At 69.0% G+C, this 15102-nt stretch carries 10 protein-coding genes; 4 read left to right on the top strand and 6 right to left on the bottom strand.

The features are described from left to right. Nucleotides 1–3: 3 nt before the first annotated feature. The 5 genes from OG254_RS10355 to OG254_RS10335 all read right to left on the bottom strand — a co-directional run bounded on the left by OG254_RS10355 (nt 4) and on the right by OG254_RS10335 (nt 5959). Nucleotides 4–486, bottom strand: coding sequence for a GNAT family N-acetyltransferase (locus OG254_RS10355; RefSeq protein WP_405579775.1), 483 nt, complete (start codon nt 484–486; stop codon nt 4–6). Between the two features lie 219 nt (nt 487–705). Beyond that, nucleotides 706–2322, bottom strand: a complete 1617-nt coding sequence (locus OG254_RS10350) for an FAD-dependent oxidoreductase (protein WP_405579772.1) — start codon at nt 2320–2322, stop codon at nt 706–708. A 49-nt stretch (nt 2323–2371) separates the two neighbouring features. Then, complete coding sequence (gene glpK / locus OG254_RS10345) at nt 2372–3913, bottom strand: glycerol kinase GlpK (protein WP_405579769.1); 1542 nt, start codon at nt 3911–3913, stop codon at nt 2372–2374. A gap of 97 nt (nt 3914–4010) precedes the next feature. Beyond that, nucleotides 4011–4805, bottom strand: coding sequence for an MIP/aquaporin family protein (locus OG254_RS10340; RefSeq protein ID WP_147997016.1), 795 nt, complete (start codon nt 4803–4805; stop codon nt 4011–4013). Nucleotides 4806–5194: 389 nt separating this feature from the next. After that, nucleotides 5195–5959: an IclR family transcriptional regulator gene (locus OG254_RS10335; protein ID WP_351198384.1), complete on the bottom strand. Its 765-nt coding sequence runs from the start codon at nt 5957–5959 to the stop codon at nt 5195–5197. A 296-nt stretch (nt 5960–6255) separates the two neighbouring features. Here OG254_RS10335 and metH point away from each other — a divergent pair, with 296 nt between their 5' ends. The 4 genes from metH (at nt 6256) to OG254_RS10315 (ending at nt 14346) form a co-directional block, all read left to right on the top strand. Next, entirely contained in the window at nt 6256–9774 is a 3519-nt protein-coding gene (gene metH, locus OG254_RS10330; protein ID WP_405579765.1) for a methionine synthase, read from the top strand. A gap of 175 nt (nt 9775–9949) precedes the next feature. Beyond that, nucleotides 9950–10645 carry an HAD family hydrolase gene (locus OG254_RS10325; protein WP_405579762.1) on the top strand — a complete coding sequence of 232 codons (696 nt, stop codon included), beginning with the start codon at nt 9950–9952 and terminating at the stop codon, nt 10643–10645. Nucleotides 10646–11067: 422 nt separating this feature from the next. Beyond that, complete coding sequence (locus tag OG254_RS10320) at nt 11068–12672, top strand: ABC transporter substrate-binding protein (protein WP_405579760.1); 1605 nt, start codon at nt 11068–11070, stop codon at nt 12670–12672. 93 nt (nt 12673–12765) lie between these two features. After that, the gene (locus OG254_RS10315) at nt 12766–14346 is read left to right on the top strand and encodes an ABC transporter substrate-binding protein (protein ID WP_405579757.1); all 1581 of its coding nucleotides are present in this window, start codon (nt 12766–12768) and stop codon (nt 14344–14346) included. 79 nt (nt 14347–14425) lie between these two features. On the opposite strand, the gene OG254_RS10310 is transcribed toward OG254_RS10315, so the two are convergent. Further along, nucleotides 14426–15097, bottom strand: a complete 672-nt coding sequence (locus OG254_RS10310) for a response regulator transcription factor (RefSeq protein ID WP_030946450.1) — start codon at nt 15095–15097, stop codon at nt 14426–14428. Nucleotides 15098–15102: the final 5 nt, after the last annotated feature.

Here is a 15102-nt window from a genome sequence, read left to right as displayed (position 1 = left end):
GGGTCACAGGCGCAGTTCGAGGGTGATCTCGTCGTGCAGCGGGATGCCGTAGGCGCCCGTCGCCGGAATCGACGGCTTGAGGGACCGTGCCGCGTCCACGGCGCCCGGCGAGACGTCGACGATGCGCATGCCGCGCCGCTGGTAGAAGCGCAGGGCGTCCAGGTTGTCGTTCGTGGTGACCAGCCACACCCGCTCGGCGCCGGCGTCCCGGGCGGTCTCGGCGGCCGCCGCGAGCAGGGCGCTGCCCACGCCGATGCGCGGCACCCTCGCGTCGACGGTGACGACCTCCAGGCCGTCCCGGCCCAGCGCGTAGGTGAGCAGACCCACCACCTCGCCGTCCCGCTCGGCCAGCAGCGCCGGCAGTTCGAGGGCGTCGTACACCGTCGAGTGCCCGACCATCAGCGTGCCGCCCCAGGAGTCGGTGAGCACAGTGGCGATCACCTCGCCGTCCGCGGGCGTGGCGACGCGCACGCGCAGGTCCTCCATGTGCGGGACCTTAGCCGCGGTGACGAGCGCCGGACATCCCGCCGTTGCACGGCATGCGAAAGGGGCGGCTCCATCGGCGAGGAGCCGCCCCTTTCGTTCGTGGCCGGCCCCGGTGCGGAAGGGGCCGCCCTCGTGTGGTCCGGCCTGGTCAGGGGAGTGGGCCGAACCATGCGCCGCGGGAGGCTCATCCGGCGGAAACCGCCCGCGGCGCGTGCGAGGTCACTTCTTGTCGAGCAGGTCCTGCACCTTCGCCCGGACGTCGTCCGTCGCAAGACCGCGGATCGTCAGCGTCGTACGGCGGCGCAGCACGTCGTCCTGCGTCTCGGCCCACTCGCTGTCCCGGGCGTAGACGACCTGGGCCCAGATCTCCGGGGCGTCCGGGTGGACGCGCTCGCCCAGCTCCGGGTTCTCGTTGGCGATGCGGGCGATGTCGAAGGCCAGCGAACCGTAGTGCGTGGCCAGGTGCTTGGCGGTGTCGGCCGCCATGCGCGGACCCGGCGCCGGACGGTCGGTCAGCAGACGGTGCGCGACCGCGCGCGGGTTGGCGATGCCCGGCAGCGGCAGCTTCTTCGGCAGCGAGGCGATCGGCTCGAAGTCGTCGCCCAGCGGGTGACCCGGCAGGGCCTCCAGCTTCTTCATGATCGTGCGGCCGATGTGCCGGAAGGTGGTCCACTTGCCGCCCGCGACGGACAGCATGCCGCCCCGGCCCTCGGTCACGACCGTCTCGCGCTTGGCCTTCGCGGTGTCACCGGGGCCGCCCGGCAGCACGCGCAGGCCCGCGAAGGAGTACGTGATGAGGTCGCGGTCCAGCTGCTGGTCCCGGATCGAGAACGCGGCCTCGTCCAGGATCTGGGTTATGTCCTTGTCGTTGACCGCGACGTCCGCCGGGTCGCCCTCGAACTCCTCGTCCGTGGTGCCGAGGAGCAGCATGTCCTCCCAGGGAAGGGCGAACGTGATGCGGTACTTGTCGATCGGGGTCGCGAGCGCCGCCTTCCAGGGCGCCGTCCGCTTCAGGACCAGGTGCGCGCCCTTCGACAGACGGATCGACGGCGCGGCGTTCGGGTCCTCCATCTTGCGCAGGTGGTCGACCCACGGCCCGGTCGCGTTCAGCACGAGACGGGCGTTGACGCCGAACTCGTCACCGGACACGCGGTCCCGCAGGTCCGCGCCGGTGACCCGGCCCTTGGTGAAGCGCAGGCCGGTCACCTCGGCGTGGTTGAGTACGACCGCGCCGGACTCGACGGCCCCGCGGACCGTCATCAGCGCCATGCGCGCGTCGTTCATCTGGTCGTCGCCGTACACGGCCACGGCCTTGAGGTTGTCGGTGCGCAGCTCGGGCACGTCCTGCGCCGCCTTGGCGGGGGACAGGAGGTGACCGACGCCGTCACCGAACGCGGAGAGCGCGGAGTAGGCGAAGACGCCCGCCCCGAGCTTCGCGGCGCCGTGCGGCCCGCCCTTGTACACGGGGAGGTAGAACGTGAGCGGGTTCGCCAGGTGGGGGGCCACCTGGCGGGAGACCGCACGGCGCTCGAAGTGGTTCTCCGCCACCAGCTTCACGGCGCCGGTCTGCAGGTAGCGCAGACCGCCGTGGAGCAGCTTGGAGGAGGCGGAGGAGGTGGCGCCGGCGAAGTCGCCGGCGTCGACCAGTGCCACCCTGAGGCCGGACTGCGCGGCGTGCCAGGCGGTGGAGATGCCCAGGATGCCGCCGCCGATCACGAGGAGGTCGTACGACGCCTTGGAGAGCTGCTCCCGGGTCTCGGCTCGGCTCGGGTTGGAGCCGGAGGCCGGGCGCGTCCCCAGGGCAGGCACGGAACTCAGGGTGGACTGACTGGTCATGTCGGGTTCTTACTCCTCATCAGAGCTTCAGAGCTTTCGAGGGCTCTCGTCAGCTCTCGTCGTCCTCGATCCAGCCCATGGTCCGCTCGACGGCCTTGAGCCAGTTCTTGTACTCACGGTCGCGGGTGTCCGCGTCCATGTGGGGGGTCCACTCGGCGGCCCGGCGCCAGTTGGCGCGCAGTTCGTCGGTGCTGGACCAGAAGCCGACGGCGAGACCGGCGGCGTAGGCGGCGCCGAGGCAGGTGGTCTCGGCGACCATCGGGCGCACCACGGGTGCGTCCAGGACGTCCGAGAGGGTCTGCATCAGCAGGTTGTTGGAGGTCATGCCGCCGTCGACCTTCAGGGCCACCAGCTCGTCGCCGGAGTCCTTGACCATGGCGTCGGCGATCTCCCGCGTCTGCCACGCGGTCGCCTCCAGGACGGCACGCGCGAGGTGCGCCTTGGTGACGTACCGGGTCAGGCCGGCGATCACACCGCGGGCGTCGGAGCGCCAGTGCGGGGCGAACAGGCCGGAGAAGGCCGGTACGAAGTAGGCGCCGCCGTTGTCCTCGACCGAGAGCGCGAGCGTCTCGATCTCGGCGGCGGTGGAGATCAGGCCCATCTGGTCGCGCATCCACTGCACCAGCGAACCGGTGACGGCGATCGAGCCCTCCAGGGCGTACACCGTCGGCTGCTCGCCGATCTTGTAGCCGACCGTGGTCAGCAGACCGGCGTAGGAGTTGATGATCTTGTCACCGGTGTTCATCACCATGAAGGTGCCGGTGCCGTAGGTGGACTTGACCTCGCCCTCGGAGAAGCAGGTCTGGCCGAACAGGGCCGCCTGCTGGTCGCCGAGCGCGGAGGCGACCGGGATGCCGCCGAGCAGGTCGCCCAGCTTGCCGCCGGTGACCTCGCCGTAGACCTCGGCGGAGGACCGGATCTCGGGCAGGATCTGCAGCGGCACGCCGATCGACTCGGCGATCTTGTCGTCCCACTCCATGGTGTGGAGGTTCATCAGCATGGTGCGGGAGGCGTTGGTGACGTCGGTGACGTGCTTGCCGCCGTTGACACCACCGGTCAGGTTCCAGATGACCCAGGTGTCCATGGTGCCGAAGAGGATGTCGCCGGCCTCGGCGCGCTCCTTGAGGCCCTCGACGTTGTCCAGCAGCCAGCGGGCCTTGGGACCGGCGAAGTAGGAGGCGAGGGGGAGACCGGTCTCGCGGCGGAAGCGGTCCTGCCCGACATTGCGGCCGAGCTCCTTGCAGAGCGCGTCGGTGCGGGTGTCCTGCCAGACGATGGCGTTGTGGACGGGCTCACCGGTGTTCTTGTCCCACAGCACGGTGGTCTCGCGCTGGTTGGTGATGCCGATGGCCTTGATGTCGTCGCGGGTGATGCCGGCCTTGGCGATGGCTCCGGCGACGACCTCCTGGACGTTGGTCCAGATCTCGACGGCGTTGTGCTCGACCCAGCCCGGCTTCGGGAAGATCTGCTCGTGCTCCTTCTGGTCGACGGAGACGATACGGCCGTCCCGGTCGAAGACGATGCAGCGGCTGGAGGTGGTGCCCTGGTCGATCGCGGCGATGAAGGGCCCGGCGGTGTGGGCGTCGGTCACTGTGTGCTCCTGGAAGTTCCGTGGTTATGGGGCTTTACGTACGGCGCGTGCTGAGAGTTTCGGTGCACCTCACCCGGATGGGTGAAGCTCACTCTCGCTATGCGAACGCGACGTTGTAGATGCCTGCCGCGATGGCGCCGCCGATGAGCGGACCGACCACCGGGATCCAGGCGTAGCCCCAGTCGGAGCCACCCTTGTTGGGCAGCGGCAGAAGGGCGTGCACGATGCGCGGACCGAGGTCTCGGGCCGGGTTGATCGCGTAGCCGGTCGGGCCGCCGAGGGACAGACCGATCGAGACGACGACGAGTGCGGTGATGAGGGCCCCCAGGGTGCCCAGGCCCTTGCCGCTGTCGTTCAGGCCCTGCGTGAGGACCGCGAGCACCAGCACGACCGTGCCGATGATCTCCGTGGCGAGGTTCTGCGCCACGTTCCGGATCTCGGGGCCGGTGGAGAAGATGCCCAGGACCGGTCCTGCGCCCTTCTCCTGGGCCTCGACGGCCTTGGCCGCCGTGGCCTGCGCGCCCGGACCGCCGACGATCTCCTTGTCGGTGAGGTGGGCGTGGAACTGGCCGTAGTAGGCGACCCAGACCAGGGCCGCACCGATCATGGCGCCCAGGAACTGTCCGGCGAAGTACGTCGGAACGTTGCTCCAGTCGTTGTCCTTGATCGCGAGCGCGACGGTCACGGCCGGGTTCAGATGGGCGCCGGACAGCGGCGCCGAGGTGTAGACCGCCGTGAGCACTGCGAAGCCCCACCCGAAGGTGATGGCGAGCCAGCCGGCGTTGCGGGCCTTGGAGGCCTTCAGCGTGACGGCGGCGCAGACGCCTCCGCCGAGCAGGATGAGTATGGCGGTACCGATGGTCTCGCCGATGAAGATGTCGGAGCTGGACACCCGCGACTCCTTTGTCCTTCGTCCAGGGAAAGCCCGAACCCCGGGTCCCTTCCGGTGGTTCGCGTTGCCCTCGGGGGTGAGAGCGATTGCCGGCCCTTGGCACTGTCACACTCTAGCGCGTATTGCCGGTAGGTGTTCGACAATGCCGACCGATGGACGGGAGCTTGCCCCGGTGTAAGGCGCGCGTCAAGGGTCCTGTTATCGAATGCTCGATCGTTATCGGGCGTGTTGATTTATCGACACCGTCGAGCCGGACACCTACTGCCGCGTAGAGAACACGGTGTGTTCCGGGCGGGCGATTCAGTCGGCTATGTATGGATATGCCGATGACCGGAACGTCCTGTGACGTTCCGGTCGGTACCTACTCGTCCCACGCGGCGCTCCGGCGCTCAGAAACGCCCGGCGCCCAGATCCCGCGACACCGCGCGGGCGCAGTCCCGCACAGCCGCGATCAGCTCGGGCTGCAGCTCCCCGTCCCGGCACAGCCGTTCCACGGCGCCGGTGATGCCGACAGCGCCGACCGGCATGCGGCGCCGGTCGTGGATGGGGGCGGCGACGGAGGCGACGCCCTCCCAGGTCTCCTCGACGTCGGCGGCGTACCCACGCGCGCGTGTCATGTCGAGGATGTGCTCGAAGCCGTCCAGCTCGCACGTCGTGCGGTCGGTGAACGCCTTGCGGTCGGCCTCGATCGCCTCGCTGTGCGCGACCGGGTCGTACGCCGACAGGACCTTGCCCAGCGCCGTGGAGTGCAGCGGCTGCATGGCGCCGATCTCCAGCACCTGCCGGCTGTCGTCGGGGCGGAAGACGTGGTGGACGATCAGGACGCCCTGCTGGTGCAGAACGCCCAGATAGACGCTCTCCCCGCTGGAGCGGGCCAGGTCGTCCGTCCAGACCAGGGCGCGCGCCCGCAGCTCGTGCACGTCCAGATAGGTCGTGCCCAGGCGCAGCAGCTCGGCGCCCAGCTGATAGCGCCCGGAGGCGTCGTCCTGCTCGACGAAGCCCTCCTGCTGGAGGGTGCGCAGGATGCCGTGGGCGGTGCCCTTGGCGAGGCCCAGCGAGGAGGCGATGTCCGACAGGCCGAGGCGTCGCTCGCCGCCCGCGAGAAGCCTCAGCATCGCGGCCGCCCGTTCGAGCGACTGGATGTTCCGTGCCATCGCCGTGCTGCCTCCGTCCCCTTACGACCGTCGACCCTGCGACGTCGCTGCCGCCGTTCGGCAATGTCGAACACTACCGGTCGATGCCGACCTCCCGCTAATGGTCGGTCAGCATCCGTTCACTTGTGTTGCCGCACCTGTGGCCGGAGATCGACCCTGGCGTCATCCTCGTCCCGCGTCGTGGACTGCCTGACCACTTCCGCGCGGTCCCGGTTACGCTGGCGGCGTGCGCCCGCCACGGACCGTTCCGTGAGGGGTGCAAAGCCGACAGCCGTCGCACTCCAGGGAGCCCTTTCATGGCCTCGTTGCCACCGACCCCTTCCGCCGACAGCCGGACCCGTGTGTCCGCGCTCCGTGAGGCACTCGCCACCCGTGTGGTGGTCGCCGACGGAGCGATGGGCACCATGTTGCAGGCCCAGGACCCCACCCTCGAGGACTTCGAGAATCTTGAGGGCTGTAACGAGATCCTGAACCTGACCCGCCCCGACATCGTCCGCTCCGTGCACGACGCGTACTTCGCGGTGGGCGTCGACTGCGTCGAGACCAACACCTTCGGGTCCAACCACACCGCCGCGGCCGAGTACGAGATCGCCGACCGTGTGCACGAACTGTCCGAGTCCGGCGCCCGCATCGCCCGCGAGGTGGCCGACGAGTACGCCGCCCGCGACGGCCGCCCCCGCTGGGTCCTCGGCTCCGTCGGCCCCGGCACCAAGCTGCCCACCCTCGGCCACGTCGGCTACACCACCATTCGCGACGGCTACCAGGCCAACGCCGAGGGCCTGCTCGCCGGCGGCTCCGACGCCCTGATCGTCGAGACCACCCAGGACCTCCTCCAGACCAAGGCCTCCGTCCTCGGCGCCCGCCGCGCCATGGAGGCCACCGGCACCGACGTGCCCCTGCTGGTCTCGATGGCGTTCGAGACGACCGGCACGATGCTGCTCGGCTCCGAGATCGGCGCCGCCCTCACCGCGCTGGAACCGCTCGGCATCGACATGATCGGCCTGAACTGTTCCACGGGTCCGGCCGAGATGAGCGAGCACCTGCGCTATCTCACCCGGCACTCCCGCATCCCGCTGCTGTGCATGCCGAACGCCGGTCTGCCCATCCTCACCAAGGACGGCGCGCACTTCCCCCTCGGCCCCGAGGGCCTGGCCGACGCCCAGGAGAACTTCGTACTCGACTACGGCCTCTCCCTGATCGGCGGCTGCTGCGGCACCACCCCCGAGCATCTGCGCCAGGTCGTCGACCGCGTCCGTGACCTCACCCCGTCCGAGCGCAGCCCGCGCCCAGAGCCCGGCGCCGCCTCCCTCTACCAGACGGTCCCGTTCCGCCAGGACACCTCCTACCTGGCCATCGGCGAGCGCACCAACGCCAACGGCTCGAAGAAGTTCCGCGAGGCCATGCTGGGCGCCCGCTGGGACGACTGCGTGGAGATGGCGCGCGAGCAGATCCGCGAGGGCGCGCACATGCTCGACCTGTGCGTGGACTACGTCGGCCGCGACGGCGTCGCCGACATGGAGGAGCTGGCCGGCCGCTTCGCCACCGCCTCCACGCTGCCGATCGTGCTGGACTCCACCGAGGTCCCCGTCATCCAGGCCGGCCTGGAGAAGCTCGGCGGCCGCGCGGTCATCAACTCCGTCAACTACGAGGACGGCGACGGCCCCGAGTCCCGCTTCGCGAAGGTCACCAAGCTCGCCCAGGAGCACGGCGCCGCCCTGATCGCCCTCACCATCGACGAGGAGGGCCAGGCCCGCACCCCGGAGCACAAGGTCGCCATCGCCGAGCGGCTCATCGAGGACCTGACGACGAACTGGGGCATCCACGAGTCGGACATCCTCATCGACACCCTGACCTTCACCATCTGCACCGGTCAGGAAGAGTCCAGGGGCGACGGCATCGCCACCATCGAGGCGATCCGCGAGCTCAAGCGCCGCCACCCGGACGTCCAGACCACCCTCGGTCTGTCCAACATCTCCTTCGGCCTCAACCCGGCCGCCCGCATCCTGCTCAACTCCGTCTTCCTCGACGAATGCGTCAAGGCGGGTCTGGATTCGGCGATCGTCCACGCGTCGAAGATCCTCCCGATCGCCCGCTTCACCGAGGAAGAGGTCCAGACCGCCCTCGACCTCGTCTACGACCGTCGCGCCGAGGGTTACGACCCGCTGCAGAAGCTCATGGCCCTGTTCGAGGGGGCCACCGCCAAGTCCCTCAAGGCCGGCAAGGCCGAGGAACTCGCCGCCCTGCCGCTGGACGAGCGCCTCAAGCGCCGCATCATCGACGGCGAGAAGAACGGCCTGGAGGCCGACCTCGACGCGGCCCTCCAGGACCGCCCCGCCCTCGACATCGTCAACGAGACCCTCCTGGACGGCATGAAGGTCGTCGGCGAGCTGTTCGGCTCCGGCCAGATGCAGCTGCCGTTCGTGCTCCAGTCCGCCGAGGTCATGAAGACCGCGGTCGCCTACCTCGAACCGCACATGGAGAAGTCGGACGCCGAGGGCAAGGGCACCATCGTGCTGGCCACCGTGCGCGGCGACGTCCACGACATCGGCAAGAACCTCGTGGACATCATCCTGTCCAACAACGGCTACAACGTCGTCAACCTGGGCATCAAGCAGCCCGTCTCCGCGATCCTGGAGGCGGCCGAGGAACACCGCGCCGACGTCATCGGCATGTCCGGCCTCCTGGTCAAGTCCACGGTGATCATGAAGGAGAACCTGGAGGAGCTCAACCAGCGCGGCCTGTCGGCGAATTACCCCGTCATCCTCGGCGGTGCCGCCCTCACCCGCGCGTACGTCGAGCAGGACCTGCACGAGATCTACCAGGGCGAAGTCCGCTACGCCCGCGACGCGTTCGAGGGCCTGCGTCTGATGGACGCCCTCATCGGCGTCAAGCGCGGGGTGCCCGGCGCGAAGCTGCCCGAGCTCAAGCAGCGCCGCGTCAGGAGCGCCGCCACCGCCGCCGTACTGGACGAGCGGCCCGAGGAAGGCCACGTCCGCTCCGACGTCGCCACCGACAACCCGGTCCCCGAGCCGCCGTTCTGGGGCACCCGCGTCATCAAGGGCATCCAGCTCAAGGAGTACGCCTCCTGGCTCGACGAGGGCGCCCTCTTCAAGGGCCAGTGGGGCCTCAAGGAGACCCGCACCGGAGACGGGCCGTCGTACCAGGAACTCGTCGAGACCGAGGGCCGCCCGCGGCTGCGCGGACTGCTCGACAAGCTCCAGACGGACAACCTGCTCGAAGCGGCCGTCGTCTACGGCTACTTCCCGTGCGTGTCCAAGGACGACGACCTGATCCTGCTGGACGAGCACGGCAACGAAAGCACCCGCTTCACCTTCCCGCGCCAGCGCCGCGGCCGCCGGCTGTGCCTCGCGGACTTCTTCCGCCCGCAGGAGTCCGGCGAGACGGACGTCGTGGGCCTCCAGGTCGTCACCGTCGGCTCGCGGATCGGTGAGGAGACGGCCCGGATGTTCGAGGCGAACGCCTACCGCGACTACCTCGAACTGCACGGTCTGTCCGTGCAGTTGGCCGAGGCGCTCGCCGAGTACTGGCACGCGCGCGTGCGTTCCGAGCTGGGCTTCGCCGGTGACGACCCCGCCGACATCGAGGACATGTTCGCGCTGAAGTACCGGGGCGCCCGCTTCTCGCTGGGCTACGGCGCCTGCCCGAACCTGGAGGACCGGTCGAAGATCGCCGACCTGCTCCAGCCCGAGCGCATCGGCGTCCACCTGTCCGAGGAGTTCCAGCTGCACCCCGAGCAGTCCACGGACGCGATCGTCATCCACCATCCGGAGGCGAAGTACTTCAACGCACGGTGACGGACAGCAGGTCAGGGGCACGCTGACGCCACCCCCGGCGTGTTACGGGTGTGCCCCGAGGCACAGCGGATAAACCAGGCGCTTCCCTGTCGCAGGTCGTACACTGGACGGTCCACCGCAGGCCGGTTCCCTTAGTGGGAGCCGGCCTGTCGCCCCCTCAAGGAGGTGCGCCAGGATGACCAGCACGGTCCCCGCGCCAGTAACCCGCACGGCCGATGGGTCGGCCCTTCAGGCCGTTCTCCTCGACATGGACGGCACCCTGGTGGACACGGAGGGCTTTTGGTGGGACGTCGAGGTCGAGATTTTCGCCGGCCTCGGTCACACCCTCGACGACTCCTGGCGCCATGTCGTGGTCGGCGGCCCCATGACCCGTAGCGCCGGCTTCCTGATCGAGGCCACCGGCGCCGACATCGCGCTCGCCGAGCTCACGGTGCTGCTCAACCAGGGCTTCGAGGACCGTATCGACCGCGCCCTGCCGCTGATGCCGGGAGCGGCCCGGCTGCTGGCCGAGCTGGCCGCGCACGAGATCCCCACGGCCCTGGTCTCCGCCTCGCACCGGCGCATCATCGACCGCGTGCTCACCTCGCTGGGCCCCCAGTACTTCGCACTGACCGTCGCCGGTGACGAGGTGGAGCGCACCAAGCCGCACCCCGACCCGTACCTGCTCGCCGCGGCCGGCCTCGGCGCCGACCCGACCAGGTGCGCGGTGGTCGAGGACACGGCGACCGGCGTCGCCGCCGCGGAGGCCGCGGGCTGCCATGTGGTGGCCGTACCGTCGATCGTCCCCATCGCGCCGGCCACCCGGCGCACCGTGGTGACCTCCCTCGAAGAGGTCGATCTGGCATTTCTGCGCGGGCTCATGGCCGCCTGACAACGCAAATGCGCCCGTCGTTCACCCAGCGTGCAACATCGACAACGCGAGAATTCCGCAGGGAAATTCGAAGGTGTCGGATGGCTGAATTCCGGTACCGCCCGAGACCGTTCAGTTTGTGACGTTCGCCACTTAACCGGGGGTCGACAGGTGCCCCACGGTGTGCTGTCGCCCCTCGATCGGGGGCGCCGGACGCACCTTTGTGTCCCGATTGATGGGACGGTGCACGAATCCTTCCCTCGTCAGGTTTTCGTTGTGTCCGCGCCCGGTTCCGCTGCGTGATGGATCCTCAACTCCGGTCGCTTCGAACCGTCCTGCGGACGCGGACTAATCTCATCGCGAGAACATCGCACTTACCCGTGACCCGCCGCGACACCCCTGCATGCCGGGTACACGGAGTCGACAGCTGGAGAAACCCGAGCATGAACCGCAAGACTTTGGTGCTGCCGGCCGTCATCGGCCTGCTCGCGCCGGTTCTCGCCGCCTGTGGTGGAACCGACAGCGGCAGTGGCAGCGGCGATGCGATCGTCGTCGGCACCACCGACGCGTTCACTGCCTCGAAGGACGCTCCCGCCCCCCTCGACCCGGCCTACGCCTACGACGTCGGCACCTGGAACATCCTGCGCCAGACCGTGCAGACCCTGATGATCCAGCCGCGCGGCGAGGGCGCCCCGGTCCCCGAGGCCGCCCAGAGCTGCGGTTTCACCGACAGCGGCAACGAGCGCTACGCCTGCACCCTGCGCAAGGACCTGAAGTTCGCGAACGGCGACCGCGTCACCGCCGAGGACGTCAAGTACTCCATCGACCGCGCCCTCGCGCTCAAGGCCGAAAGCGGCGTCTTCGCCCTGCTGTCCACCATCGACACCGTCGAGACGCAGGGCGACAGCGAGGTCATCTTCCACCTCAAGACCGCCGACGCCACCTTCCCGTTCAAGCTGTCGACCCCGGTCGCCGGCATCGTCGACCCCGACATCTACGGCAAGGACAAGCTGCGCGACGGCTTCGAGGTCGACGGCTCCGGCCCGTACACCCTCAAGGCCGAGGTCGACAACGACAAGCTGGTCTCGGCCGTGTTCACCAAGAACCCCAATTACCAGGGGAGCCTGAAGGTGAACAACGACAAGGCCGAACTGCGCACCTTCGCGGACGCCGACGAGATGGGCACCGCCCTCGACAAGGGCGACATCGACCTGATGACCCGCACCATGTCGCCCGAGCAGATCCAGAAGCTGTCCGCGGACTCCGACGACAAGGTCGACCTCGTCGACATGTCCGGCCTGGAAATCCGCTACCTCGCCTTCAACACCAACGCCCCGACCGTGAAGAGCAAGGCCGTCCGCCAGGCGATGGCCCAGGTCATCAACCGCGGCGAGCTCGTCTCCAAGGTCTACGGCTCCCAGGCCGAGCCGCTGTACTCCCTGGTCCCGGCCAGCATCACCGGCCACTCCAACGCGTTCTTCAACAAGTACGGCGACCCGGACGTCGACAAGGCCAAGTCGGTGATGGAGAAGGCCGGCATCACCACCCCGGTGAAGCTGACCCTGCACTACACCACCGACCACTACGGCTCGGCCACGAAGAAGGAGTTCGAGCTGCTGAAGAAGCAGCTCGACGACAGCGGCCTGTTCGAGGTCGGCATCGAGGGCGCGCCCTGGGCGACCTTCCGCCCCGCCGAGCAGAAGGGCGAGTACGACGTCTACGGGATGGGCTGGTTCCCGGACTTCCCCGACGCCGACAACTACCTCGCGCCGTTCCTCGACAAGGACAACTTCCTCGGCTCGCCGTACGCCAACCCCACGATCCGCACCAGCCTCATCCCGGACTCCCGCCGCGTCGCCGACCGGCTGTCCGCGTCCGGCAGCCTGACGGAGATTCAGGACATCGTGGCGAACGACGTGCCGGTGCTGCCGCTGTGGCAGGGCAAGCAGTACGTCGCGGCGAACGACGCCGTCACGGGCACGGCGTACGTGCTCAACTCCTCCTCCACCCTTCAGCTGTGGGAGCTCGGCCGTGGCGTGAGCGGCTGACGTCTCTCCGTGCCCGGCGCCCTCGACCAGGACGCCGGGCCTGGCCCGGGACCCGGGACGGGTTCCTCACAATCGACGACAAGGCACTCGTACGTGAACATGCGCAACCAGTGGCCGGTCCTGCCCGTCGTGGCAGGGCTGGCCTCCGGCCTGCTGACCGGCTGCGGCACCCAGACGGGGGATTCCGGGGCGTCCGGTACCTCGGTGGTCGTGGGGATGGCGGACGACGTCCTGGCCACCGACCCGGCCTCGGGCTACGACCCCGGCTCCTGGCTGTTGTTCAACAACGTCTTCCAGTCGCTGCTCAGCTTCCCCAAGGGCGCCACGGAACCGCAGCCCGAGGCCGCCGAGGAGTGCGCCTTCTCCGACACGAGGGCCACGGTCTTCCAGTGCACCCTCAAGGACGGCCTCAAGTTCAGCAACGGTGACGACCTCACCTCGAAGGACGTCAAGTTCTCCTTCGACCGCCTGGTGAAGATCAACGACCCCGACGGTCCCGCGGTCATGTTCCCGACCCTCGACAAGGTCGAGACGCCGGACGACAAGACGGTTGTCTTCCGGCTCAACTCCTCCGACGCCACGTTCCCGAGCAAGATCGCCTCGGGTGCCGGCTCCATCGTCGACGAGGACCAGTACGACGCCGACGGCCTGCGCAAGGACGGCGCCGCCGTCGGCTCCGGCCCGTACAAGCTGGACAAGTTCGACGACGACGAGGCCGTCTTCTCGGTCAACGAGAACTACAAGGGCACCGCCGACGTGCAGAACTCCGGCGTCGCGCTGAAGTTCTTCCACGGCGACCAGGAGTCCCTGAAGAAGGCCCTGCTCGACAACGAGGTCGACATCGCCTACCGCGGCCTCACCGCGGGCGACATCGCCGACGTCGAGAAGTCCGGCGGCGACTCCGGCGCCGAGGTCGTCGAGGGCGGCAGCGCCGAGGTCCAGCACCTGGTCTTCAACATGGACGACCCGGTCACCGGAAAGCTCGGTGTGCGCAAGGCCATCGCCTACCTCATCGACCGTGACGCCCTCATCAAGGACGTCTACCAGGGCACGGCCACCCCGCTGTACTCGATCATCCCGGCCGGTATCAGCGGCCACAACACGGCCTTCTTCGACACCTACGGCGCCCGTCCGTCCAAGGACAAGGCCGCCGCGGCGCTCCAGGACGAGGGCATCAACGGCAAGGTCAAGCTGACCCTCTGGTCCACCCCGTCGCGCTACGGCCCCGCCACCGACGACGAGTTGAAGGCGATCGCGCAGCAGCTCAACGACAGCGGCCTGTTCGACGCCGACGTCCAGTCCGTCGCGTTCGACGAGTACGAGAAGGACATCGCCGCCGGCAAGTACGGCGTGTACGTGAAGGGCTGGATCCCGGACTACCCGGACGCCGACAACTTCACGGCCCCCTTCTTCGGCAAGGGCAACGTGCTCGGCAACAACTACAGCAACAACGCCATCACCGGCACGCTCATCCCGCGCACCGCGGCCGAGAGCGACCGCGCCGCGACCGACGAGGACTTCGGCCAGCTCCAGGACATCGTCGCCAAGGAGCTGCCCGTCCTCCCGGTGTGGCAGGCCAAGCAGTACGCGGTCGTCCGCGACAACGTCTACGGCCTGGAGTACTGCCTCGACGCCTCCACCGTGTTCCGCTTCTGGGAGCTCAGCAAGGGCTGACGGACGGCCGTACGCGCCCACGTGCGCCGAGGGCGCCCCTTCTTCGGAAGGGGCGCCCTCTTCGTCATGACCCGGACTCCTACTGCGCGCCGGGGCGCACCAGACCGCTCTCGTACGCGTACACCGCGGCCTGCACCCGGTCACGCAGACCCAGCTTCGTCAGGACGTGACCCACGTGCGTCTTCACGGTGGTCTCGCTGACGAACAGGTCGGCGGCGATCTCGGCGTTGGACAGACCCCGCGCCACCAGCTTGAGCACCTCCACCTCGCGCTCGGTGAGCGTGTGCAGGGTGTCCGGCACCGGCTCGTCGCCGGAGGGCAGATGCGTGGCGTACTTGTCGAGCAGCCGCCGGGTGATGCTCGGCGCGAGCATCGCCTCACCGGCCGCGACGACACGGATCGCCTGCACCAGCTCATTGGCCGGGGCATCCTTCAGCAGGAAGCCGCTGGCGCCCGCCTTCAGCGCCTCGACCACGTATTCGTCGAGATCGAAGGTCGTCAGCACGAGCACCTTCGCCGGGCCGTCCCGCCCGGGCCCGGTGATCTGCCGCGTCGCCTCCACCCCGTCCATCCGGGGCATGCGGATGTCCATCAGGACCACGTCGGGCTGCAGGGCCCGCACCTGGTCGAGGGCCTGCAGGCCGTCTCCGGCCTCGCCCACGACCGCGATGTCCTGCTCGGCCTCCAGGATCATCCGGAAGCCGGTGCGCAGCAGGGGCTGGTCGTCGACCAGTAGGACGCGGATGGCCACGTAAG

The organism is Streptomyces sp. NBC_01092 (assembly GCF_045039535.1).
In the GTDB taxonomy this organism is placed as follows: Bacteria; Actinomycetota; Actinomycetes; order Streptomycetales; family Streptomycetaceae; genus Streptomyces.
Note: the sequence above shows the minus strand (reverse complement) of the source record. Positions and strands in the feature narration are given on the sequence as shown.

What these genes read in the sequence shown, in the direction of transcription:
- OG254_RS10355 (WP_405579775.1), bottom strand. Translation starts at nt 486, where the DNA reads ATGGAGGACCTGCGCGTGCGCGTCGCCACGCCCGCGGACGGCGAGGTG.
- OG254_RS10350 (WP_405579772.1), bottom strand. Translation starts at nt 2,322, where the DNA reads ATGACCAGTCAGTCCACCCTGAGTTCCGTGCCTGCCCTGGGGACGCGC.
- OG254_RS10335 (WP_351198384.1), bottom strand. Translation starts at nt 5,959, where the DNA reads ATGGCACGGAACATCCAGTCGCTCGAACGGGCGGCCGCGATGCTGAGG.
- metH (WP_405579765.1), top strand. Translation starts at nt 6,256, where the DNA reads ATGGCCTCGTTGCCACCGACCCCTTCCGCCGACAGCCGGACCCGTGTG.
- OG254_RS10325 (WP_405579762.1), top strand. Translation starts at nt 9,950, where the DNA reads ATGACCAGCACGGTCCCCGCGCCAGTAACCCGCACGGCCGATGGGTCG.
- OG254_RS10320 (WP_405579760.1), top strand. Translation starts at nt 11,068, where the DNA reads ATGAACCGCAAGACTTTGGTGCTGCCGGCCGTCATCGGCCTGCTCGCG.